This window comes from Streptomyces aureocirculatus (assembly GCF_000720475.1).
Classification (GTDB): domain Bacteria; phylum Actinomycetota; class Actinomycetes; order Streptomycetales; family Streptomycetaceae; genus Streptomyces; species Streptomyces aureocirculatus.
Map to the genome: position 1 here is coordinate 55,048 of NZ_JOAP01000023.1, position 20,962 is coordinate 76,009.

General features: G+C 72.0%; 17 protein-coding genes and 1 pseudogene. 12 read left to right on the forward strand and 6 right to left on the reverse strand.

Annotated features, from left to right (window positions below):
- Positions 1–15 precede the first annotated feature (15 nt).
- A complete protein-coding gene (locus IG78_RS0122205; RefSeq protein WP_030565905.1) occupies positions 16–1,152 on the reverse strand; it encodes an 8-amino-7-oxononanoate synthase in 1,137 nt (378 codons plus the stop codon).
- 196 nt (positions 1,153–1,348) lie between these two features.
- Here IG78_RS0122205 and bioB point away from each other — a divergent pair, with 196 nt between their 5' ends.
- The 4 genes from bioB (at position 1,349) to IG78_RS0122225 (ending at position 6,258) form a co-directional block, all read left to right on the forward strand.
- On the forward strand, positions 1,349–2,629 hold the full coding sequence (bioB, locus tag IG78_RS0122210; protein ID WP_030565906.1) for a biotin synthase BioB: 1,281 nt from the start codon (positions 1,349–1,351) through the stop codon (positions 2,627–2,629).
- Positions 2,622–3,956 carry an adenosylmethionine--8-amino-7-oxononanoate transaminase gene (locus tag IG78_RS0122215; protein ID WP_051852841.1) on the forward strand — a complete coding sequence of 445 codons (1,335 nt, stop codon included), beginning with the start codon at positions 2,622–2,624 and terminating at the stop codon, positions 3,954–3,956. Before bioB ends, IG78_RS0122215 begins: the two co-directional genes overlap by 8 nt.
- Complete coding sequence (gene bioD, locus IG78_RS0122220; protein WP_030565908.1) at positions 3,953–4,660, forward strand: dethiobiotin synthase; 708 nt, start codon at positions 3,953–3,955, stop codon at positions 4,658–4,660. The genes IG78_RS0122215 and bioD overlap by 4 nt, the downstream gene beginning before the upstream one ends.
- 836 nt (positions 4,661–5,496) lie before the next feature.
- On the forward strand, positions 5,497–6,258 hold the full coding sequence (locus tag IG78_RS0122225; RefSeq protein WP_078965375.1) for a class I SAM-dependent methyltransferase: 762 nt from the start codon (positions 5,497–5,499) through the stop codon (positions 6,256–6,258).
- 9 nt (positions 6,259–6,267) lie between these two features.
- Here the strand turns inward: IG78_RS0122225 and IG78_RS0122230 are convergent, their stop codons facing one another.
- From IG78_RS0122230 to IG78_RS0122240, 3 genes are all read right to left on the reverse strand, one after another.
- Complete coding sequence (locus tag IG78_RS0122230; RefSeq protein WP_030565912.1) at positions 6,268–6,630, reverse strand: VOC family protein; 363 nt, start codon at positions 6,628–6,630, stop codon at positions 6,268–6,270.
- 202 nt (positions 6,631–6,832) lie between these two features.
- Positions 6,833–7,171, reverse strand: coding sequence for a hypothetical protein (locus tag IG78_RS0122235; protein ID WP_051852851.1), 339 nt, complete (start codon positions 7,169–7,171; stop codon positions 6,833–6,835).
- Between the two features lie 36 nt (positions 7,172–7,207).
- On the reverse strand, positions 7,208–7,435 hold the full coding sequence (locus IG78_RS0122240; protein WP_030565916.1) for a toxin-antitoxin system HicB family antitoxin: 228 nt from the start codon (positions 7,433–7,435) through the stop codon (positions 7,208–7,210).
- Positions 7,436–7,622: 187 nt separating this feature from the next.
- Between IG78_RS0122240 and IG78_RS0122245 the strand changes: the two are divergent.
- The 6 genes and pseudogenes from IG78_RS0122245 to purB form a co-directional block, all read left to right on the forward strand.
- Positions 7,623–8,417, forward strand: a pseudogene (locus tag IG78_RS0122245) (ABC transporter ATP-binding protein); the annotation flags it as partial.
- A 257-nt stretch (positions 8,418–8,674) separates the two neighbouring features.
- Positions 8,675–11,242 (forward strand): ABC transporter permease, encoded by a 2,568-nt coding sequence (locus IG78_RS0122250; RefSeq protein ID WP_030565920.1) that lies wholly within the window; start codon positions 8,675–8,677, stop codon positions 11,240–11,242.
- A gap of 343 nt (positions 11,243–11,585) precedes the next feature.
- Positions 11,586–12,926: a hemolysin family protein gene (locus IG78_RS0122255; RefSeq protein ID WP_030565922.1), complete on the forward strand. Its 1,341-nt coding sequence runs from the start codon at positions 11,586–11,588 to the stop codon at positions 12,924–12,926.
- Positions 12,923–13,936: a hemolysin family protein gene (locus IG78_RS0122260; RefSeq protein WP_030565924.1), complete on the forward strand. Its 1,014-nt coding sequence runs from the start codon at positions 12,923–12,925 to the stop codon at positions 13,934–13,936. Before IG78_RS0122255 ends, IG78_RS0122260 begins: the two co-directional genes overlap by 4 nt.
- A 204-nt stretch (positions 13,937–14,140) precedes the next feature.
- Positions 14,141–14,986 carry an SGNH/GDSL hydrolase family protein gene (locus tag IG78_RS0122265; RefSeq protein ID WP_030565926.1) on the forward strand — a complete coding sequence of 282 codons (846 nt, stop codon included), beginning with the start codon at positions 14,141–14,143 and terminating at the stop codon, positions 14,984–14,986.
- 78 nt (positions 14,987–15,064) lie between these two features.
- Positions 15,065–16,507: an adenylosuccinate lyase gene (purB, locus tag IG78_RS0122270; protein ID WP_030565928.1), complete on the forward strand. Its 1,443-nt coding sequence runs from the start codon at positions 15,065–15,067 to the stop codon at positions 16,505–16,507.
- Between the two features lie 115 nt (positions 16,508–16,622).
- Here the strand turns inward: purB and IG78_RS0122275 are convergent, their stop codons facing one another.
- The gene (locus IG78_RS0122275; RefSeq protein WP_225882177.1) at positions 16,623–17,369 is read right to left on the reverse strand and encodes a DedA family protein; all 747 of its coding nucleotides are present in this window, start codon (positions 17,367–17,369) and stop codon (positions 16,623–16,625) included.
- A gap of 177 nt (positions 17,370–17,546) precedes the next feature.
- Between IG78_RS0122275 and IG78_RS0122280 the strand changes: the two genes are divergently transcribed.
- Positions 17,547–18,698: a sensor histidine kinase gene (locus tag IG78_RS0122280; RefSeq protein ID WP_030565932.1), complete on the forward strand. Its 1,152-nt coding sequence runs from the start codon at positions 17,547–17,549 to the stop codon at positions 18,696–18,698.
- Entirely contained in the window at positions 18,698–19,333 is a 636-nt protein-coding gene (locus IG78_RS0122285) for a response regulator (protein WP_030565933.1), read from the forward strand. Before IG78_RS0122280 ends, IG78_RS0122285 begins: the two co-directional genes overlap by 1 nt.
- 96 nt (positions 19,334–19,429) lie before the next feature.
- Here the strand turns inward: IG78_RS0122285 and lysA are convergent, their stop codons facing one another.
- A complete protein-coding gene (gene lysA / locus IG78_RS0122290; protein ID WP_404827716.1) occupies positions 19,430–20,932 on the reverse strand; it encodes a diaminopimelate decarboxylase in 1,503 nt (500 codons plus the stop codon).
- Positions 20,933–20,962 lie beyond the last annotated feature (30 nt).

Genomic DNA, 20,962 nt, shown 5'->3' on the forward strand with positions numbered 1-20,962 from the left:
GCCAGATCCCAGGAGTCAGGGTGCGGTGCGGCTGATCACATGGACGGCATCGGCGATCTGTGCGCCGGTCAGGTCGGCTCGTGCGGTCAGCCGCAACCGTGAGACGCCGTCGGGAACCGACGGCGGGCGGAAACAGCCCACGGCGAGGCCCGCGGCCCGGCAGTCGGCCGCCCACCGTACCGCCGCCTCCGGCGACGGCGCGCGCACCGAGACGACGGCGGCGTCGGGACGTACCGCCGAATGCCCGTCATCGGTGAGGAGTTCATGCAACTCGGACGCCACCGCACGCACGCGCACGGACCGTTCCGGCTCCCTGCGAAGCACCCGCAGGGCCGCGAGCGCCGCGCCGGCCGCGGCCGGTGCGAGTCCCGTGTCGAAGATCAGCGTCCGGGCGGCGTTGACCAGGTGGTCGATGACCCCGGCCGGGCCGAGCACGGCGCCGCCCTGGCTGCCGAGCGACTTCGACAGCGTCACCGTGACGACGGTGTCGGCGCTGCCCGCGAGACCCGCGGCCTGCGGGGCACCGCGGCCGCCCGCGCCGAGGACACCGAGACCGTGCGCGTCGTCGACGACGAGCCCCGCCCCGGCCTCCCGGCACACGGCGGCCAGGCTGCGCAGCGGCGCCGCGTCCCCGTCGACGGAGAACACCGAGTCCGTGACCGCGACAGCGGGCCCCTCATGGGTGACGAGCGCCTTGCGCACCGCGTCCGGGTCGCTGTGCGGCACGACCTGTGTCGTCCCGCGCGCGAGACGGCAGCCGTCGATCAGGGAGGCGTGGTTGCCCGCGTCGGAGACGACCAGCGAGCCGTGCGGGGCGAGCGCCGTGACCGCCGCGAGGTTCGCCGCGTACCCCGACGACAGGACGAGGGCCGCCTCGAAGCCGCAGAACGCGGCGAGCTCGTGCTCCAGTTCGGCGTGCAGCTCGGTGGAACCGGTCACCAGGCGGGAGCCGGTCGCGCCGCCGCCCCAGCGCCGGGCCGCGTCGGCCGCGCCAGCGGTCACCTCCGGGTGCCGGGTGAGCCCCAGGTAGTCGTTGCCCGCGAGGTCGAGCAGTCCGGATTCGGCCGGGCGCGGGCGCAGCGTGCGCACCAGGCCCGCCCGCTCGCGCTGCCGTGCCTGCTCGTCGATCCAGTCGAACGGCGAGCTCGCCATGGGACCTCCGGGTCCTCAAGGGTCGGCGTACGCGGGCCGCGGGAACGGCTCGTACGGACCGGGTGTTTGTAGACAGTGCACAGACCCTAGCGGGCACGCCACCAGGCCATGGTGTGGCAATACCCACACCTCTCATCGCTTCTGTTGTTCAGAATCTCCATGGTCATACCGACCGGCTTACGCCAGGATCAGCGCCATGGATCTGCTGAACACGCTGGTGGACAAGGGGCTTCGGCGCGAACTGCCGAGCCGTGAAGAGGCGCTCGCCGTGCTCGCGACCTCCGACGAGCAACTGCTCGACGTGGTGGCGGCGGCCGGAAAGGTACGGCGGCAGTGGTTCGGGCGGCGGGTGAAACTCAACTATCTGGTCAATCTCAAGTCCGGTCTGTGCCCCGAGGACTGCTCGTACTGCTCGCAGCGGCTCGGCGCGGACACCGGGATCCTCAAGTACACCTGGCTGAAGCCGCAGGAGGCGTCCGAGGCGGCGGCCGCCGGGCTCGCGGGCGGCGCCAAGCGGGTGTGTCTGGTGGCGAGCGGCCGGGGGCCGACCGACCGGGACGTCGACCGGGTCTCCGACACCATCAAGACGATCAAGGAGCAGAACGAGGGCGTGGAGGTCTGCGCCTGTCTCGGTCTGCTCTCCGACGGGCAGGCCGAGCGGCTGCGCGGGGCCGGTGCCGACGCCTACAACCACAACCTGAACACGTCCGAGGCGACGTACGGCGACATCACCAAGACGCATACGTACGCCGACCGCGTCGACACCGTGCAGAAAGCTCACGCGGCGGGGCTCTCCGCCTGCTCGGGTCTGATCGCGGGCATGGGCGAGACGGACGACGACCTGGTGGACGTGGTCTTCGCGCTGCGCGAGCTCGACACCGACTCGGTGCCGGTGAACTTCCTCATCCCCTTCGAGGGCACCCCCCTCGCCAAGGAGTGGAACCTCTCCCCGCAGCGCTGTCTGCGCATCCTCGCCATGGTCCGGTTCGTCTGCCCGGACGTCGAGGTCCGCATCGCGGGCGGGCGCGAGCTGCATCTGCGTACGTTGCAGCCGCTCGCCCTGCACCTCGCCAACTCGATCTTCCTCGGCGACTACCTGACGAGCGAGGGCCAGGCGGGCAAGGCCGACCTGGAGATGATCGCGGACGCCGGTTTCGAGGTGGAGACCTCGGACCAGGTGACGCTGCCGGAGCACCGCAGGGGCGGCGGCTGCGGGTCGGTGTGCGGGTCGGAGGAGTCGGCGTGCGGCTCGGAGGAGCCTGTGCTCGGAGCGGAGGAGCCGGTGCCCGGGGCGGAGTCGGCGCCCGGGGCAGAGGGCTCGGCGTCCGGTGTGGGCGCGGCGTCCGGTGTGGGCGCGGCGCGGGTTCCCGCGGCGGAGGCACCCGCGGCGGGGGCGGCCGGGGTGCCCGGGGCGCGCACGGACCTGGTCGCGGTACGCCGTCGTGGCGCCGGCACGGATCTGGCCCCCAATGCGTGACGGCACGGCGGCCCCCGGCCTGGGCCCGCGGGAGATCCTGGACCTCGACCGCGCCCACGTCTGGCACCCCTACGGCCCGATGCCGGGCCGCCAGGAGCCGCTGGTCGTGGAGTCGGCCACCGGGGTGCGGCTGAACGTCACCGGTGTGGGCGAGCTCGTCGACGGCATGTCGTCGTGGTGGTCGGCCATCCACGGCTACAACCACCCCGTCCTCAACGAGGCGGTACGCGGCCAGCTCGACCGCATGAGCCATGTGATGTTCGGCGGGCTCACGCACGAGCCCGCCGTACGCCTGGCGAAGCGACTTGTCGACATCACTCCGGACGGCCTTGAGCATGTCTTCCTGGCCGACTCCGGTTCGGTGTCCGTGGAGGTCGCGGTCAAGATGTGCCTCCAGCACTGGCGTTCCCTCGGCAGGCCCGAGAAGCACCGGATGCTCACCTGGCGCGGCGGCTACCACGGCGACACCTGGCAGCCGATGGCCGTGTGCGACCCGCAGGGCGGCATGCACAGCCTGTGGCAGGGCGTCCTTCCCGAGCAGGTCTTCGCCGACCTGCCGCCCGCCGGGTTCGACGCGTACGACGAGACGTACGCGCAGCATCTGCACGATCTGATCGGACGGCACGCCCACGAACTCGCGGGCGTGATCGTGGAGCCGGTCGTGCAGGGCGCGGGCGGGATGCGCTTTCACTCCCCGAGGTATCTGCGGGCCCTGCGGGAGGCCTGCGACGCGCACGGCGTGCTGCTCGTGTTCGACGAGATCGCGACGGGCTTCGGGCGCACGGGGGCCCTGTTCGCGGCGGACCACGCGGGCGTCACTCCGGACGTGATGTGTCTGGGCAAGTCCCTGACCGGCGGCTATCTCACGATGGCGGCGACGCTGTGCACCGCGCGGGTCGCGGAGGGGATCGCGCGCGGTGAGGTGCCGGTGCTCGCGCACGGGCCGACGTTCATGGGCAATCCGCTGGCCGCGGCGGTGGCGGGCGCCTCCATCGACCTGCTGCTCGGGCAGGACTGGCAGACCGAGGTCAAGCGCGTCGAGACGGGGCTGCGGGCGGCGCTCGCTCCCGCGGCCGGGCTGCCCGGGGTCCAGGACGTACGGATACTCGGCGCGCTCGGTGTCGTACAGCTCGACCACCCGGTCGACATGGAGGCGGCGACGCTCGCCGCCGTTCGCGAGGGTGTGTGGGTGCGGCCGTTCCGCGACCTGATCTACACGATGCCGCCCTTCGTCACCGGTGACGACGACGTCGCCAGGATCGGCCGCGCGGTGTGCGCGGCGGCGGCCGCCAGTACGGCCGCGAACCGTGGGGAGGTGTCCGCGTGAGCGTGCTCGTGGTGTCCGGTACGGGCACGGAGATCGGCAAGACGGTGACGACCGCGGCGGTGGCCGCGCTCGCCGTCGCCGCCGGGCGCAGCGTCGCCGTCCTGAAGCCCGCCCAGACGGGCGTCGGGCCCGGCGAGCCCGGGGATGTCGCCGAGGTGCGGCGGCTCGCAGGCGACCTGGTGACCGGGGTCGAACTCGCCCGCTACCCCGAGCCGTTGGCACCGGCGACGGCCGCCGGGCGGGCCGGGCTCGCGCCGGTCACGCCCGCCGAAGTCGCCGAGGCCGCGGCGAAGTTGGCGGCCTCGCACGATCTGGTCCTGGTCGAGGGGGCGGGCGGTCTGCTGGTCCGCTTCGACGAGGCGGGGGCGACGCTCGCGGACGCGGCCCGGCTCCTCGACGCGCCCGTCCTCGTCGTGGCCACGGCCGGGCTCGGCACCCTCAACATGACGACGCTGACCGGTGAGGCCCTGCGTGCCCGCGGCCTGGCCGCCGCGGGCGTCGTCATCGGGAGCTGGCCCGCCGCACCGGACCTGGCGTCGCGCTGCAACCTGGCCGAGCTGCCCGACGCGGCGGGCGCTCCCCTGCTGGGGGCGGTGCCCGAGGGCGCGGGGGCACTGGACGCGTCCACGTTCCGTGACCGCGCCGCGGGGTGGCTCGGGCCGGGGCTCGGGGGGCGGTGGGACGTACGGGACGTGGCGTTCTAGGCCGTGCGGGGTGTCGGCGGGGGCTCCGTTTCTCCGGGTCCCCGGACCGGGCGCTCGTCGGTGCCGACGCTCCCTGGAAAGCCCCCCGCCGCCTGCGGGGTGGCGAAGCCGTGGAGAGACTCGGCCCCCTCGCCGCCTGGGCTGAAACGTCCCGGTTGTTGGGGTCGGGCCGTGCCGGGCGGGGCGGGCGCGGGGGCCGTCCCGGTTGTTGGGGTCGGGCGGTGCCGGGCGGGGCGGGCGCGGGAGCCGTCCCGGTTGTTGGGGTCGGGCCGTGCCGGTCGGGGCGGGCGCGGGAGCCGTCCCGGTTGTTGGGGTCGGGCCGTGCCGGTCGGGGCGCGGGGGCCGTGCCGGTCGGGGCGCGGGGGCCGTGCCGGTCGGGGCGCGGGGGCCGTGCCGGTCGGGGCGCGCAGCCGTCCCGGTCATTGTGCGGGCTGTGCCGGTTCGTTGCAGCCGTCCCGGTCATTGTGCGGGCGGTGCCGCTCGGCGCGCGGGCGGTGCCGCTCGTTGCGCGGACCGTCCCTGTTCGTTGCTCGGACACCCCGATCGCTGCGCGAGCCGTGCCGGTTCATTGCGCAGCCGCCCCGGTTCGCTGCGCAGCCGTCCCGGTTGTTGCGCGGGCCGTGCGGGTTCGCTGCGCAGCCGTCCCGCTGGGTTCGCGGACCGTCCCTGTTCGTTGCTCGGACGCCCCCGTCGCTGCGCGAGCCCCGTCCCGGTTGCTGTGCGGGCCGTCCCGGGCATCGCTCGGACGCCCCGATCGCCGCGCCGACGCCCCGGTCCGCCCCCGTTTCGAGGTGGGCCGGGGCGGGGGAAGTACCAGCCGACCCCTTGGAGGCAGCATGGCCCCGCCCTCCGCCAGGCCCGCCCCGCGCGACGCGGTCCACCACCCGGTGTTCGCCCGCTTCTACGCGCGCCAGAGCACCGCGGCCGAGCGGGTCGTCGCCCCGCACCGCAAGGAACTCCTGCACGGTGTCGGCGGCCGGGTGATCGAGGTCGGCGCGGGCAACGGGCTGAACTTCGCGCACTATCCGGCCACGGTCGCCGAGGTGGTGGCGATCGAACCGGAGCGCCTGCTGCGCGGCCTCGCCGTGTCGGCGGCGCTGCGCGCGGACGTCCCCGTCGACGTGGTGCCGGGTGCCGCCGAGGCCCTGCCGGTCGAGAGCAAGGCGTTCGACTACGCCGTCGCCTCGCTCGTGCTGTGCAGTGTGCGGGACGTACCGCAGGCGCTCGCGGAGCTGCGTCGGGTGCTGCGTCCCGGCGGCGAGCTGCGGTTCTTCGAGCACGGCAGGGCCCCAGGCACGGCGATGGCCACGGCCCAGCGCGCCCTGGACCGGACCGTGTGGCCGCTCCTGTTCGGCGGCTGCCACGTGGGCCGCGACACCGTGGGCGCGCTGCGTACCGCCGGGTTCGAGCTCGGCCCGTACCGGCAGGTGATGGTGCCCGCGCACGGGCCGCGGCTGCCCACGTCGTACTGCGTACTCGGCTCGGCCCGCCGCCCGCCCGAGCCCGAGGCCGACCCGACCGACCATGTCGGCCCAGGCGGCCCAGACGGCCCTACCGGCCAAGGCAGCCCCACCGGCCACAACGGCCATGGCACCTGAGCCGCGCCGTCAGATCGGCTGGACGAGATTCACCGCGTTGCCGTCCGGATCCTGGATGTGCGCGACCCGCTGACCCCACGGCATGTCGTTCGCCGGGCCGCGCACCGTACCGCCGAGCGCTTCGACGCGGGTGAGGAGGTCGTCCACGGACGCCACCGTCACGCTCAGGAGCGAGCGCTGCGGGACGCCGAGTTCGACGCTCTTGTCGGCGACGATGCCGAGGTCGGAGTCCTCGATGCGCAGGTTCAGGAAGAAGACGGGCCCTTCGTCCGGCACCCGGTCGCTCTCCTGCGCGCCGAACAGCTCCGTGTAGAAGGCGACGAGACGGTCCAGGTCGGGGGTGATCAGCATGGGCTGGATGGTGGCGGGCATGGCCGTGCTCCCAGGGGGTCGGGTCGCTAGGGGGTCGGGGCGCTAGGGGGTCGTGACTGCTTGCCCTGTGCTGACCCGTGCGCGGGCCATAACTCATCGGTGCCTGTCGCCCGATGGAGGCCAAGGTGCCGTCAAAAGCCCCTGCAAGGCCCCCTCAAAGGTCCCCTCAGACATCCCGTCACAGGTCCCGTAACAGGGCCCGTCACAGGCTCCACTGCCGCAGCTCACGCGCTATGTCGTCGATGCTCGCCCCGTCCTCCTTGATCAGGCGGGCCAGGTCCCGCACCTGTTCGGGGGATGTCACCACCTTCACCCCGCTGGCGACGAGGTAGGCGTACGCGACCGAGGACGCGAAGAGCGCGTTGGAGCGTTCGAGGGCGGGCAGGTGCAGCAGGAGCTGGAGCAGCGCGGCGGCACGGTCGTGGGGTCCCTCGTAGACGGGTACGCCGAATATCTCCGCCTGGTGACGTGCGACGGCGGCGACCAGGGCTCCCCAGTCGGTGACCTGCGGATCACCGGGCGTCTTGTGCTCGGCGACCATGAGGAGCCAGGCGAGGTCGATTCTGAGGTTCAACGGTCAGCGACGACCCTCGCGCTCCGCGCCGAACTCCTCGGCGAAGACGGACTCGTACTGCTTCATGAAGTCGGCCGCGGCCTCCACGAAGGTGTGGCCGAGCTCGCCCGCGTCCTGCTTGACGAGCTCTTCGATATAGCGGTTGACGCTCATACCGCGGGCCGTCGCGCGTTCGCGCGCGGCCCGGGCGGTGTCCTCGTCCACCCGCACGTTGAGCTGAGTCTTCGCCATGCCCACAAGCTAGCGCCGATCCGCTAGCACCGGCAAGAGGTTCGCGAGTAGCCCGACAGGTGTCCCTTACACACGCTCGTTCGACCGACTTCCGAGGGATACCAGCCGCCGGGTACGAGCGTCTACTCTCTGCTGGACTCTCCGCTGGCATACGCGAGTCGGGGCGGCCACGACCCGGGAGGCGGCCTTGTCCACATCAGCTTCGGCACCGCACACGGAGCGCACCGAGCCCGTCGGCGTCGCCGCCCGCGCCCGCGGGCTGACGAAGGCGTACGGCTCCGGCGAGACTGCGGTGATCGCCCTGGACGCGGTGGACGTGGACATCGCGCGCCAACGGTTCACGGCCGTGATGGGTCCTTCCGGTTCCGGCAAGTCCACGCTGATGCACACCCTGGCCGGCCTCGACTCGGTCTCCGCGGGCCAGGTGTGGCTCGGCGAGACCGAGATCACCGGGCTGAAGGATCGCGAGCTGACGCAGCTCAGGCGGGACCGGGTGGGCTTCATGTTCCAGTCGTTCAACCTCATCCCGACGCTGAACGCACGCGAGAACATCACGCTGCCCATGGACATCGCGGGCAAGCGCCCCGACACCGAGTGGCTGGAACACGTCATCGACACGCTCGGGCTGCGCGACCGGCTGCGGCACCGGCCCGCGCAGCTTTCGGGCGGACAGCAGCAGCGCGTGGCGTGCGCGCGCGCCCTCGCCTCCCGCCCAGAGCTGATCTTCGCCGACGAACCGACCGGCAACCTCGACTCGCGGGCGGGTCTTGAGGTCCTCGGGTTCCTGCGCGAGGCGGTGGACTCGCTGGGCCAGACGGTAGTGATGGTGACCCACGACCCGGGCGCCGCCGGCCACTCCGACCTGGTGCTCTTCCTCGCGGACGGTCGGATCGTGGACGAGATGCCGCGGCCCACGGCGGAGGGGGTCCTGGAGCGGATGAAACGGTTCGACGCGCTCCAGGGCGCACGGCCCGCACCCGAGGGCGCCGCTCCGCCCAGGCAACCCGCGCCCGAAAGCACCGTTCCGACCGCGCAACCCGCGCCCGAGGGCGCCGTTCCGACCGCGCATCCCGCGCCCGAGGCTGCCGCTCCGCCCACGCAACCCGTGCCCGAAAGCACCGTTCCCCCCGGACGGGCCACGCCCGAAGGCGCCGTTCCCCCCGCGCGGGCCACCCCGGACGGCCCTGAAGCGCACGGCTCCCCCGACGACCCGGCCACCCAGGACTGAGGCGGTTACCCGTGCTGAAGGCCACGCTCCGCAGCTTCCTCGCGCACAAGGGCAGGCTGGCCCTGTCCGCGCTCGCCGTGATCCTCTCGGTAGCGTTCGTCGCGGGCAGTCTGATCTTCTCCGACACCGTCGCCCGCACCTTCGACCGGCTCTTCGCGTCCACCTCCGCCGACGTGACGGTCGCGCCCGCGGACGACGACCTCGACGAGGGCATGCCGACGGGACGGACACCGACCCTGCCCGCGACGGTGGCACGGCAGATCGCGAAGATCGACGGCGTCGCCGGCACGCACGTGGACGCGGAGGTCGAGAACATCACGGTCGTCGACCGCCACAACGACACCGTCGGCCCCACAAGCGGGGCGCCCACGATCGCCTCCAACTGGTACGAGACCGACCGCAGCCCGGTGCGGCTCACCTCGGGCCGGGCCCCGCACGGCGCCGGGGAGGCCCTGGTCGACGCGGACACCGCGGACAAGAAGGACGTGGAGATCGGGGACACGCTCTCGGTCCTCGCCGCACCCGGCTCGTTCAAGGTGCGGGTCGTCGGCATCGTCACGTTCACGACCACCAACCCCGGCGCGGCCCTCGTCTTCCTGGACACCCCGACCGCGCAGGCCAAGCTGCTCGGCAACGAGGACGCGGCGACCGGCATCGCCGTCGACGCCGCGCCCGGTGTCCCCGACGCCGAGCTGAAGCGGCGCATCGCCGCCGAACTGGGCACCTCCTACGACCTGAAGACCGCGGACGAACAGGCCGAGTCGGCCGCGTCCGAGCTCGGCGGCTTCCTCGACGTGATCAAGTACGTGATGCTCGGCTTCGCCGGCGTCGCGGTCCTCGTCGGCATCTTCCTGATCGTCAACACCTTCTCGATGCTCATCGCACAGCGCACCCGCGAGCTGGGCCTGCTGCGCGCGCTCGGCGCCGACCGCAGGCAGGTGCGCCGCTCGGTACTGATCGAGGCCGTGCTCCTCGGCGTGGTCGGCTCCACCCTCGGCCTCGCCGCCGGAATCGGCCTCGCCGCCGGACTCATCGAGCTGATGGGTCTGCTCGGGATGAACCTGAAGTCCACGGAAATGGTGATCGCCTGGCCGACGCCGGTGGTGTCGTACGTGGTCGGGGTGGGCGTCACCTTCGTCGCGGCGTATCTGCCGGCGCGCCGGGCAGCGCAGGTGTCCCCCATGGCGGCGCTCGCGGACGCCGAGATCGCGGGCGTGGGGCGGCCGTTGCGGAGGCGGGCCGTCGTCGGCGGGGTCGTGGCAGTGGCCGGAGCCGCCGCGCTCGTCGGATGCGCGGCCTCGTCCGACACCTCGACATCGGCGTCCCTGCTCGGCCTCGGAGTCGTCCTCAGCCTCGTCGCCACCGTCGTGGCGGGCCCGCTCCTGGTGCGTCCGGTGATCCGGGTGCTCGGCGGTGCCTTCCCCGCCCTGTTCGGCTCGGTGGGCCGGATGAGTCAGCGCAACGCGCTGCGCAACCCGCGCCGCACCGGAGCCACGGCGGCCGCGCTGATGGTGGGCCTCGCCCTGGTCGGCGGGTTGTCGGTGGCCAGCGCCTCCATGACCAAGTCGTTCGACGAGCAGATCGACAAGACCCTCGGCGCGGACTTCGTCGTGCAGAACAACGCGTTCCTGCCGTTCCCCCGCGAGGTCACCGAGAAGGTGCGGGCGACCGAGGGCACCGCCGACGTCGTACGCAACCGCTTCACCCCGCTGAAGCTGCGCACGCCCGACGGCGGGACGACCGAGACGACCGCCGCCGGGTACGGGCCACAGCTCGACGACGTCGTGAAGATGACGTACGCGCAGGGCAGTTCGGCACGGGCCCTGGCCCCCGGGCACGTCGCGATGGACCGGGACTACGCCGAGGACCACGGCGTCCGCGTCGGTTCGGTACTGCCCGTGGAGTTCCCCGACAAGCGCAGGGCCCGGCTTACCGTGGCCGCGCTCACCGACCTGGATGGCCCAGAAGGCCCCGGCATGCGGGGCGGGGTGTTCATGGGTCTCGGCACGCTGGAGAAGTACGTGCCCGACGGACAGGACTCCGCCGTGTACGTGAACGCCGCGCCGGGCACGGACGCCGACACCCTGCGCGACCGCCTGGACGCCGCCCTCGACCCCTACCCGCAGGTCCAGGTGCGCGACCAGGCCGACTACAAGAAGCTCATCCGCGACCAGATCGCCGTGATGCTCTACCTCGTGTACGCACTCCTCGGCCTCGCGATCGTCATCGCGGTGCTCGGCGTGGTCAACACCCTTGCCCTGTCGGTCGTCGAGCGCACCCGGGAGATCGGGCTGCTCCGCGCGATCGGCCTCGCGCGACGGCAACTGCGCCGCATGATCCGCCTGGAGTCGGTGGTGATCGCGGTGTTCGGGGCGGTGCTCGGTCTCGTACTCGGTCTGGTGTGGGGCGTGTCGATGCACCAGGTCCTTCAGTTGCAGGGGCTGACGGCGTTCGCGGTGCCGTGGTCGACGGTCGTGGCCGTCGTCGTCGGCTCGGTGGTCGTCGGGATAGTCGCGGCGCTGCTTCCGGCGCTGCGGGCGTCGCGCATGAACGTCCTGGAGGCGATCGCTCACGAGTGAGGGGCGGTGCCCTTCGAGCCGCTGGGTGAAGCCCCTCACCGACTGAAGCGGTACGGCGGGGGTAAGCGGCACAGCGGGATCACCCAGCCGGGATCACCCAGCCGGGATTACGTAGCAGGGAGTGCACAGCGGGGATCACATGGCGTCGGGGAGTTACATGATGTCACCCAGAGTCACATGGAGTCCAGTGTTTTGCCGGTCCTTTAACATGGTCGGATCATTTGAATTCGAACCTCATGGAAAGGTGTGAGCGTCCGCCCATGGGCGAGCCTCCCAGTACCACGAGTACCCGACATCGCGCATTCACCACGCCCGTGGCCGACCATGGGACGGAGGTGACCCGATGACCGAAGTGCTCCTGCTCCTCTTGGCGGTGCTGCTCTCGCTCGCGTGCGGTGTCTTCGTCGCCGCGGAGTTCTCGCTCACGACCGTGGAACGCAGCGACCTGGAGCGTGCCGTCGAACGCGGCGAGCGGGGCGCCGCCAGCGCCCTCAAGGCCGTCAAGAACCTCACCTTCCAGCTCTCCGGCGCACAGCTCGGCATCACCGTGACCGGCCTGGTCGTCGGTATGCTCGCCAAACCGGCCATCGGAGACCTCATCCAGGGCCCGCTGAACGCCGCCGGTGTGCCCGACTCGGCGTCCTCGACCGTCGCCCTCATGCTCGGCACCGCCCTGTCGACGGTCTTTCTGATGGTCGTCGGTGAGCTGGTGCCCAAGAACTGGGCGATCTCCTCGCCCTTGGCCATCGCCAAGCGCGTGGCGACGCCACAGCGCTTCTTCAGCGCCGCGTTCCGGCCCTTCATCAGGCACCTGAACAACACGGCGAACCGCGCGGTGCGCCGCATCGGCATGGAGCCCACCGAGGAGCTCGCCTCCGCGCGCGGCCCCAAGGAGCTGGTCGCCCTGGCCCGGCACTCCGCCAAGGAGGGCGCCCTGGAGCCGGACACCGCCGAGCGGTTCATGCGCACGCTGAACCTGGCCGACCTCACCGCGGAGAACGTGATGACGCCGCGCGTGCAGGTCGTCGCCCTCGACGTGCAGGCCACCTGCGAGGACGTCGCCAACGCCACCCGCGCGACCGGTCTGTCCCGGTTCCCGATCTACCGCGGCAGCCTCGACGCGGTCGTCGGTGTCGTCCACATCAAGGACATCCTGGCCGTGCCCGCCGAGCGCAGACCGCGCCAGTCCGTGCACGAGCTGATGCGCGAGCCGCTGCTCGTACCGGAGTCGCTGACCGTCGAACGCCTCCTGGACCGGCTCTCGGGCAAGCGCACCATGGCCGTCGTCATCGACGAGTACGGCGGTACGGCGGGCGTCGCGACCCTGGAGGACATCGTCGAGGAAGTCGTCGGCGAGGTCCACGACGAGCACGACCCGCACGAGACGCCCGACCTCGCCCCGGCCGGCACCGACGAGGACGGCCGCGCGCTGTACTCGGCGGACGGCGCTGCCCGCACCGACCAGCTCGCACGCGTGGGCCTGCGGGCGCCGGACGGCCCGTACGAGACGCTGGCCGGCCTTGTCGCCACCGAGCTCGGCCGCATCCCCGCCGCCGGCGACACGGTCGAGGTGGCCCACTGGCGCCTGGACGTCATGGACGCCACGGGCCGCCGCGCCGCCCGGGTGCTGCTGCACGCGCCCGCCGACGCCGCAGGTGATGAGCCGGAGGAGAACGACCGATGATCGTCATTCAGCTTTTGATCGGCCTCGCGACGCTCGTCGTCAACGCCTTCTTCGTGGGCGCCGAGTTCGCCCTGATCTCCGTGCGGCGCAGCCAGATCGAGCCGCACGCCGAGGACGGCGACCGGCGCGCCAAGAGCGTCCTGTGGGGCCTGCGGCACGTGTCCGTCCTCATGGCCGCCGCACAGCTCGGCATCACGCTGTGCACCCTGGTGCTCGGCGTCGTCGCCGAGCCGGCGATCGCGCATCTCCTGGAGCCGGTGTTCAACGGTGTGGGCGTGCCGCACGGCCTCGTCCACCCGATCTCGTTCGTCATCGCGCTGGCCGTGGCGACGTATCTGCACATGCTGCTCGGCGAGATGATCCCGAAGAACATCGCCCTGGCCGAGCCGGTGCGCAGCGCGCTGCTGCTCGGGCCGCCCCTGGTGACGTGCGCGCGGGCGCTGCGCCCGCTGGTCTTCGCGATCAACGCGTTCGCCAACGCGATCCTGAAGCTGCTGCGGGTCGAGACGAAGGACGAGGTCGCGGCCACCTTCTCGGACGCCGAACTGGCCCGTCTGGTGCAGGACTCCAGCGACGCGGGCCTGATCGACGACCGGGCCCAGGAGCGGCTGCACGAAGCCCTGGAGCTGGGGCGCCGCCCGGTGCGTGACGTGGTGCTTCCCCTTGAGCGAGTGAAGTACGCGCGCGTGGGCGTCACGCCGGAACAACTGGAGGCGCTGTCGGCCGAGACCGGCTTCTCGCGCTTCCCTGTCGTCGACGAGGGTCGCCGCATCGTCGGCTACCTCCACGTCAAGGACGCCCTCGACGTCAGCCCGCGGGACCTGCCTTTCCGGGTGGCGGACATGCGGTCCATCGCCCGGGTACGGGCGGCCACCCCGCTGGACGACGTCCTGACGGCCATGCGGGGCAGCCGCACCCATGTGGCCGCGGTGCTCGGCGAGGACGGCAGGCTGGCCGGGATGGTCACCATGGAGGACGTGCTGCGGGAGCTGTTCGGCCAGCCTGTGTGAGGCGCCCCCCGGGGGGGGGAGGCTGGGCGGGGGCCCGCGGTCGGGGGCTCGGGGCCTCGTGGCGTTCGGCCGGAAGCTGCCACCCGGCCGTCTGCACGGCGAGCACGCCGCCCGCTTCACCCGCCCCTGAGCCCACCGGAACCGCCCGGACCGCCCCCGGCAGCCCCGGCAGCCCCGGCAAGGGCGGGATACCATCGCATCGCCATGCAGATCGATCCCCACCACACAAGCCTTGTCGCGATCGGCGACTCCTTCACCGAGGGCATGTCCGATCTGCTGCCGGACGGCAGCTACCGCGGCTGGGCCGATGTCCTCGCTGAGCGTCTGGCGACCCGCACCCCCGGCTTCCGGTACGCCAACCTCGCCGTACGCGGCAAGCTCATCGGACAGATCGCCGAGGAGCAGGCCCCCATGGCCGCCGCACTCGGCGCCGATGTGGTCACCCTCGTCGGCGGCCTCAACGACACCTTGCGGCCCAAGTGCGACATGGGCCGGGTGCGCGGGCTCCTTGAACACGCGGTGGAGACCCTCGCCCCGGCCTGCAAACAATTGGTCCTGATGCGCAGCCCAGGCCGCCAGGGCCCGGTCCTCGAACGGTTCCGCCCCCGCATGGAAGAACTCTTCCACTACGTCGACGAACTCGGGGCCCGGCACGGAGCCGTCGTCGTCGATCTGTACGGGTCCACGGCGCTCGGCGACCAGCGGATGTGGGACGTGGACCGGCTGCACCTGACGGCGGAGGGGCACCGCCGGGTCGCCGAGGCGGTGTGGCAGACGCTCGGCCACGAACCGGTGGATGACTGGCGCACACCGCTGCCGCCCGCGGCTCGCGCCGCCTGGGCCGCCCGCCGCGCGAGCGACCTGCGCTTCGCCCGACAGCATCTGGGCCCCTGGATCGGCCGCCGGCTGACCGGCCGCTCGTCCGGTGACGGCCGCGTGGGCGCTCATGTGGATCCCGAGACCGGCCGTGCGTTCTGGGTGACGCCGAACGACCCGGTGACCCCGGGCCCCGTCCGGACCTGGCACCGCGTGGAGCCGGACACAGCCTGACACGGGTCGCTTCTTGTAGCTTCCGACGATCCGGCCCATGGCGCTGGCCTGCAGAAACCGACAGTAGAATGGCCGACTGTGACTGCTGCGCCTGCAAAGCCCCGTATCCCGAACGTCCTCGCCGGGCGTTACGCCTCCACCGAGCTCGCGACGCTCTGGTCGCCCGAGCAGAAGGTGAAGCTGGAGCGCCGCCTCTGGCTCGCCGTCCTGCGTGCCCAGAAGGACCTCGGCATCGATGTGCCGGACGCCGCGATCACCGACTACGAGCGCGTGCTCGACCAGGTCGACCTGGCCTCCATCGCCGAGCGCGAGAAGGTCACCCGGCACGACGTGAAGGCCCGCATCGAGGAGTTCAACGCCCTCGCCGGTCACGAGCACATCCACAAGGGCATGACTTCCCGCGACCTCACCGAGAACGTGGAGCAGCTCCAGATCCGGCTCTCCCTCGAACTGGTCCGGTCCCGCACCGTCGCCGTCCTCGCCCGCCTGGGCAGGCTCTCCGGTGAGTACGCCGAGCTGGTCATGGCCGGCCGCTCCCACAACGTCGCCGCCCAGGCCACCACCCTCGGCAAGCGCTTCGCCACGGCCGCCGACGAACTGCTCGTGGCCCACCGCCGCCTGGAGGACCTCCTCGGCCGCTACCCGCTGCGCGGCATCAAGGGCCCCGTCGGCACCGCCCAGGACATGCTCGACCTGCTCGGCGGCGACACCGACAAGCTCACCGAGCTCGAGGACCGCATCGCCTCCCACCTCGGCTTCGACCGTGCCTTCACCTCCGTCGGTCAGGTCTACCCCCGCTCCCTCGACTACGAGGTGGTGACGGCACTCGTGCAGCTCGCCGCCGCCCCGTCCTCGCTGGCCAAGACGATCCGCCTGATGGCCGGGCACGAACTGGTCACCGAAGGCTTCAAGCCCGGCCAGGTCGGCTCGTCCGCGATGCCGCACAAGATGAACACCCGCTCCTGCGAGCGCGTCAACGGCCTGACCGTCATCCTCCGCGGCTACGCCTCGATGACCGCCGAACTGGCCGGCGACCAGTGGAACGAAGGCGACGTCTCCTGCTCGGTCGTGCGCCGCGTGGCCCTGCCCGACGCGTTCTTCGCGCTGGACGGCCTGCTGGAGACGTTCCTGACGGTCCTTGACGAGTTCGGCGCGTTCCCGGCTGTCATCGCCCGTGAGCTGGACCGCTATCTGCCGTTCCTCGCCACCACCAAGGTGCTCATGGCGTCCGTGCGGGCCGGTGTGGGCCGTGAGGAGGCCCACGAGGCGATCAAGGAGAACGCCGTCGCCGCCGCCCTCGCCATGCGTGAGCAGGGCGCCGAGCGCAACGAGCTCCTGGACAAGCTCGCCGCCGACTCCCGCATTCCGCTGGACCGCGCCCAACTGGACGAGCTGATGGCCGACAAGCTGTCGTTCACCGGTGCCGCCAGCGATCAGGTCGCCACGGTCGTCGCCCAGGTCGAGGCTGTCCTCAAGGAGCACCCGGAGGCGGCGGCCTACAAGCCGGGCGCGATTCTCTGAGTTCGGCGGTCCGGCCATGATGGTCCTCTGATCTCTGAGTCGGTCGGGTGATGTCCGCGTCGGTCGGGTCGTTCGTTCTCCTGCGGGCGGGTCGCGGTTCGCGCATCCGGTGGGGTCAGTTCCTCGACCGGTGTGAGCCGCGGCCCGCCTTGCGTATGCGGATCACCACGAACACCAGGACAGCCAGGGCGACGATGCCGAGCACGGCCTTCGAGTACAGGCCGACCACGTCGGTGACCTCGTGCCAGCGGCTGCCGAGCCCATAGCCGAGCAGCACGAACACGCTGTTCCACAGCAGGCTGCCCAGTGTCGTGAGGCCCAGGAACACGGGCAGCGGCATCCGCTCGATCCCGGCCGGTATCGAGATCATGCTGCGGAAGATCGGGATCATTCGGCCGAAGAACACGGCCTTGGTGCCGTGCCGGCTGAACCATGCCTCCGTCTTCTCTATGTCCGACGTCTTGACCAGCGGCAGGCGTGCGGCGACGGCGACCGTGCGGTCCCGGCCGAGCAGGGCGCCGACCCAGTACAGCGCGAGGGCTCCGACGACCGAGCCGACCGTCGTCCACAGCAGGGCCGCCAGAAGGCTGAACTTGCCCTGGCTGGCGGCGAATCCGGCCAGGGGCAGGATCACCTCGCTGGGCAGGGGCGGGAACAGATTCTCCAGCGCGATTGCCGCGCCGGCCCCGACCGCGCCGAGCGAGTCCATGAGATCGGCCGCCCACCCCGCTATACCCCCCGCGGGGGCGTCGGCGGGGGCGGCCGCGTACACCACGTGCCGAGCGGATCCGGAGACGGGTGAGACTGTCGCCGCGAAGGACTCGGATGCGGCAGCGAGCGTGTGCTGAGCAGTGAGGATCATGTCTTCGACGGTACGAAACCGCAGGCCACCGCGGTATGAGGGCGGCCGCACAGTTGCGCTGCGGGAAGCCGTAGGCCCGCCTGCGGAACGCCGTAGATACGGCCTGCGGCCTACCGCAGACAGCTTTGCGGTTTTCCGCAGTCCGCTCCGCGCACGGCTCGGCTAGCGTGTTTGATCATGCGAAACTTCCTCGTCCGCCGACTGCGCGTCGCCGCCGGAGTCCTCATCGGATTCCTCAGCGCCGCCGTCGAGCTGGTCCTGACGCTGGCGTCCGGGCTGTGGCTGCTCGTCACGCTGGGGCGCTCCGCCGACGAGCGCCGCGGCGAAACCCCGATACTCGCGGGCGCCCGCCGGTGGGCGGGATGGCAGCGGCGCCGGATGACTCTTTGGTACGGCCCTGACCCGATGGGTGTCACCGCGCCGCTGACCGGTATGCCCGCCCTCGCCTATGTGTCCACGCGCTGGACTGTGGGCGTCCTGGGCGGAGTGGTGCTCCTGGCCGCGGTCTGCGGCGCCGGGTATGCGTCGCTGCTGGTGTGGGGCTGGTTCTGGGTCGACCTCGACCGATGGCCGGTGACCATGGTGCTTTCCGGATTCGGCGGCCTGTTCCTCCTCTTTCTGAGCATGCAGGGAGTGCATGCCGTGGCGCTGATGGACGAACAACTGGCACGGCATTTCCTCAGCCCCAGCGACCGCATGAGCATGCAGCGCCGCATCGGGGAGCTGGCGGAGAGCCGCGCCGGAGTCGTCCAGGCCGTCCACGACGAGCGGCGGCGCATCGAGCGGGATCTGCACGACGGCGTCCAGCAGCGTCTTGTCGCCCTCGGCATGCTGCTCGGCAGAGCCCGCCGCGCCCCGGACCCCGGCAAGTCCGCCGAGTTGCTCCGGCAGGCCCACGAGGAGTCGCAGCAAGCACTGGTGGAGCTGAGAGACGTGGCCTGGCGGGTGTATCCGGCGGCGCTCGACGAGGGCGGACTCGCCGCCGCCCTGGAATCGGTCGCCGAGCGGGCCGCGATACCCGTCCGGCTCTTCTGCGACCTGCGGGACATACCGCCGCCGACGGCGCAGGCGGTCGCGTACTTCGTCGCGGCCGAAGCGGTGACGAACGCGGTCAAGCACTCCGGCGCCGGCCTGGTGACGGTGCGGGCCGACCGTGCGGGCACGCTGCTGCGGCTGTATGTGGAGGACGACGGCCGCGGCGGGGCGGACCCGTCCGGCAGTGGGCTGTTGGGCCTGACCCGCAGGGTCGCAGCGCTCGACGGTACGTTGACGGTGATCAGTCCGGCCGGAGGCCCCACCGTCATCACCGCGGAGTTGCCATGCGTGTAATGCTTGCCGACGACTCGACGCTGCTGCGCGAGGGCCTGGCCCGGCTGCTCGCCGACGAGGGGCACGAGGTGACGGCGTCCGTGGGGGACGCGGGTGCCCTGCTGGAGGCGATCGCCGCTGATCCGCCGGACGCCGCCGTGGTGGATGTGCGGATGCCGCCGACGCACACCGACGAGGGGCTGCGGGCCGCCCTGGAGATCCGCCGGAGCTGGCCGGACACGGGCGTTCTCGTCCTGTCGCAGTATGTCGAACGGCGGTATGCCACCGACCTGTTGACGACGGCCACGGAAGGGGTGGGGTATCTGCTCAAGGACCGAGTCGTCCAGGTCGACGAGTTCCTGGACGCGCTCGACCGCGTCGGTGCGGGCCGGACGGCGTTCGACCCGGAGGTGGTGCGACAGTTGCTGACGTTCAGCAGCCAAGTGGACCCCTTGCAGCGGCTGACGGAGCGGGAGCGTGATGTGCTCGCCAAGATGGCGCAGGGCCATACGAACGCTGCCATCGCGGAGCAACTGCACGTCTCGCAGAGCGCCGTGGAGAAGTATGTGAACGCGATCTTCGACAAGCTGGAGCTGTCCGGTGTCACGGGCTATAGCCGCCGGGTGCTCGCGATCCTGCGCTTTCTCGGTTCCTGAGGACGAAGGGCCTCGTGAGGGGAGCTGGGCGAGCCTGCGGTCCTGCTGCGTAGGCCGTGCCGCGTGATTGTGTGCGGTCGTCGGTCGCCCGGTCGCTCAGAGGCCGACGTCCCGGCTGCGGAAGTCCTCCAGGGACTCACGCCGTACGAGGAGGCGAGCGTGGCCGTCGGCGACGGCGACGACGGGGGGACGGCCGACGAGGTTGTAGCCGGAGGCCATCGACAGGTGGTAGGCGCCGGCGACGGGGACGGCGAGCAGGTCGCCGGGGCGGATGTCGGACGGTAGCGCGATGTCCGCGGCGAGCACGTCGCCCGCCTCGCAGTGCCGACCGACGACGGTCACGGGTGCCAGTGCGGCGGTGGAGCGGCGGCCGATGAGGCGCGGCAGGTAGCGGACGCCGTAGAGAGCAGGGCGCGGGTTGTCGCTCATGCCGCCGTCGACGGCGACGAAGGTGCGGTCGCCGGTGCGTTTGACGGACAGAACGCGGTAGAGGGCGACGCCCGCGGGCCCGGCGATGGCGCGCCCGGGTTCGACGATCAAGCGGGGTACGGCGAGGCCGGCGGCAGCGCAGCTCTCGGCGAGTTCGGCGCGTACCTTGCGAGCGAGGGAGGGGATGTCGAGGGCGTTCTCGTCCGGGTGGTAGGCGATGCCGTGGCCGCCGCCGAGGTCCAGTTCGGGGAGGGTGATGCCGTGGTGGTCCTTGATGCGTGCCATCAGGCCGACCAGGCGGCGTACCGCACACAGGAACGGCTTCTCGGCGGTGATCTGCGAGCCCAAGTGGCAGTGCAGGCCCACCAGTTCCAGGCCGGGCTGGTCCAGAATGCGAGCGATGGCGTGTTGCGCGGAGCCGTCCGTGATGGACAGGCCGAACTTCTGGTCCTCGGTACCCGTCTGGATCTTGCTGTGGCCGCCGGCGGCGATGCCGGGGACGACCCGTACGAGGACCTTCTGACGGCTGCCGGGCGGCACGGCCGCGGCCAGGCGCGCGATCTCGGAGGCGCTGTCGATGACGATGCGGCCGACGCCGAGGCGCAGCGCGGCGCGCAGGTCCTCGGGGCTCTTGGCGTTGCCGTGCAGGACGATGCGTGCGGCGGGGAAGCCGGTGGTGACGGCCAGTTCGAGTTCACCGGCGGAGCAGACATCGAGGCCCAGGCCCTCTTCGGCGACCCAGTGGGCCATGGCGCGACAGAGGAACGCCTTGGCGGCGTACAGGACGTCGGTGTCGGGAAAGGCGTGCACGTAGGTGCGGCAGCGCCCTCGTACCTCGGCCTCGTCGAGCAGGTAGGCCGGGGTGCCGAAGCGGTCGGCGATCTCGGTGAGGGGGACACCGCCGACGGCCAGGTCACCGCGGGCGATGCGGGTGGTGGAGTGCGGCCAGACGGCCAGGTCGCCGTCGCCACCGTCACCGCCCTCGCCACCACCGCCCTCGCCCTCGTCGGGGGCCGGAGGCGTGATGTGACCGCCGGTCGCCGGGGCCACCGGGGGCACAGGGGCTACCGGGGGCACAGGGGCTACCGGGCCCACCGGGGTCGCCACGGTCGCGGGGGGCGCCGGAATCGCCGGAATCGCCGCTGTAGTGGGGATGTCCGCAAGGGTCATGGCTCGCTTCTCGTTTTGCCTCGTCGTCTT

What these genes read in the sequence shown, in the direction of transcription:
- IG78_RS0122280 (WP_030565932.1), top strand. Translation starts at nt 17,547, where the DNA reads ATGCGAAACTTCCTCGTCCGCCGACTGCGCGTCGCCGCCGGAGTCCTC.
- IG78_RS0122275 (WP_225882177.1), bottom strand. Translation starts at nt 17,369, where the DNA reads ATGATCCTCACTGCTCAGCACACGCTCGCTGCCGCATCCGAGTCCTTC.
- IG78_RS0122265 (WP_030565926.1), top strand. Translation starts at nt 14,141, where the DNA reads ATGCAGATCGATCCCCACCACACAAGCCTTGTCGCGATCGGCGACTCC.
- IG78_RS0122205 (WP_030565905.1), bottom strand. Translation starts at nt 1,152, where the DNA reads ATGGCGAGCTCGCCGTTCGACTGGATCGACGAGCAGGCACGGCAGCGC.
- IG78_RS0122215 (WP_051852841.1), top strand. Translation starts at nt 2,622, where the DNA reads ATGCGTGACGGCACGGCGGCCCCCGGCCTGGGCCCGCGGGAGATCCTG.
- IG78_RS0122240 (WP_030565916.1), bottom strand. Translation starts at nt 7,435, where the DNA reads ATGGCGAAGACTCAGCTCAACGTGCGGGTGGACGAGGACACCGCCCGG.
- IG78_RS0122225 (WP_078965375.1), top strand. Translation starts at nt 5,497, where the DNA reads ATGGCCCCGCCCTCCGCCAGGCCCGCCCCGCGCGACGCGGTCCACCAC.
- IG78_RS0122285 (WP_030565933.1), top strand. Translation starts at nt 18,698, where the DNA reads ATGCTTGCCGACGACTCGACGCTGCTGCGCGAGGGCCTGGCCCGGCTG.
- bioB (WP_030565906.1), top strand. Translation starts at nt 1,349, where the DNA reads ATGGATCTGCTGAACACGCTGGTGGACAAGGGGCTTCGGCGCGAACTG.
- lysA (WP_404827716.1), bottom strand. Translation starts at nt 20,932, where the DNA reads ATGACCCTTGCGGACATCCCCACTACAGCGGCGATTCCGGCGATTCCG.
- IG78_RS0122235 (WP_051852851.1), bottom strand. Translation starts at nt 7,171, where the DNA reads ATGGTCGCCGAGCACAAGACGCCCGGTGATCCGCAGGTCACCGACTGG.
- IG78_RS0122260 (WP_030565924.1), top strand. Translation starts at nt 12,923, where the DNA reads ATGATCGTCATTCAGCTTTTGATCGGCCTCGCGACGCTCGTCGTCAAC.
- IG78_RS0122255 (WP_030565922.1), top strand. Translation starts at nt 11,586, where the DNA reads ATGACCGAAGTGCTCCTGCTCCTCTTGGCGGTGCTGCTCTCGCTCGCG.
- IG78_RS0122230 (WP_030565912.1), bottom strand. Translation starts at nt 6,630, where the DNA reads ATGCCCGCCACCATCCAGCCCATGCTGATCACCCCCGACCTGGACCGT.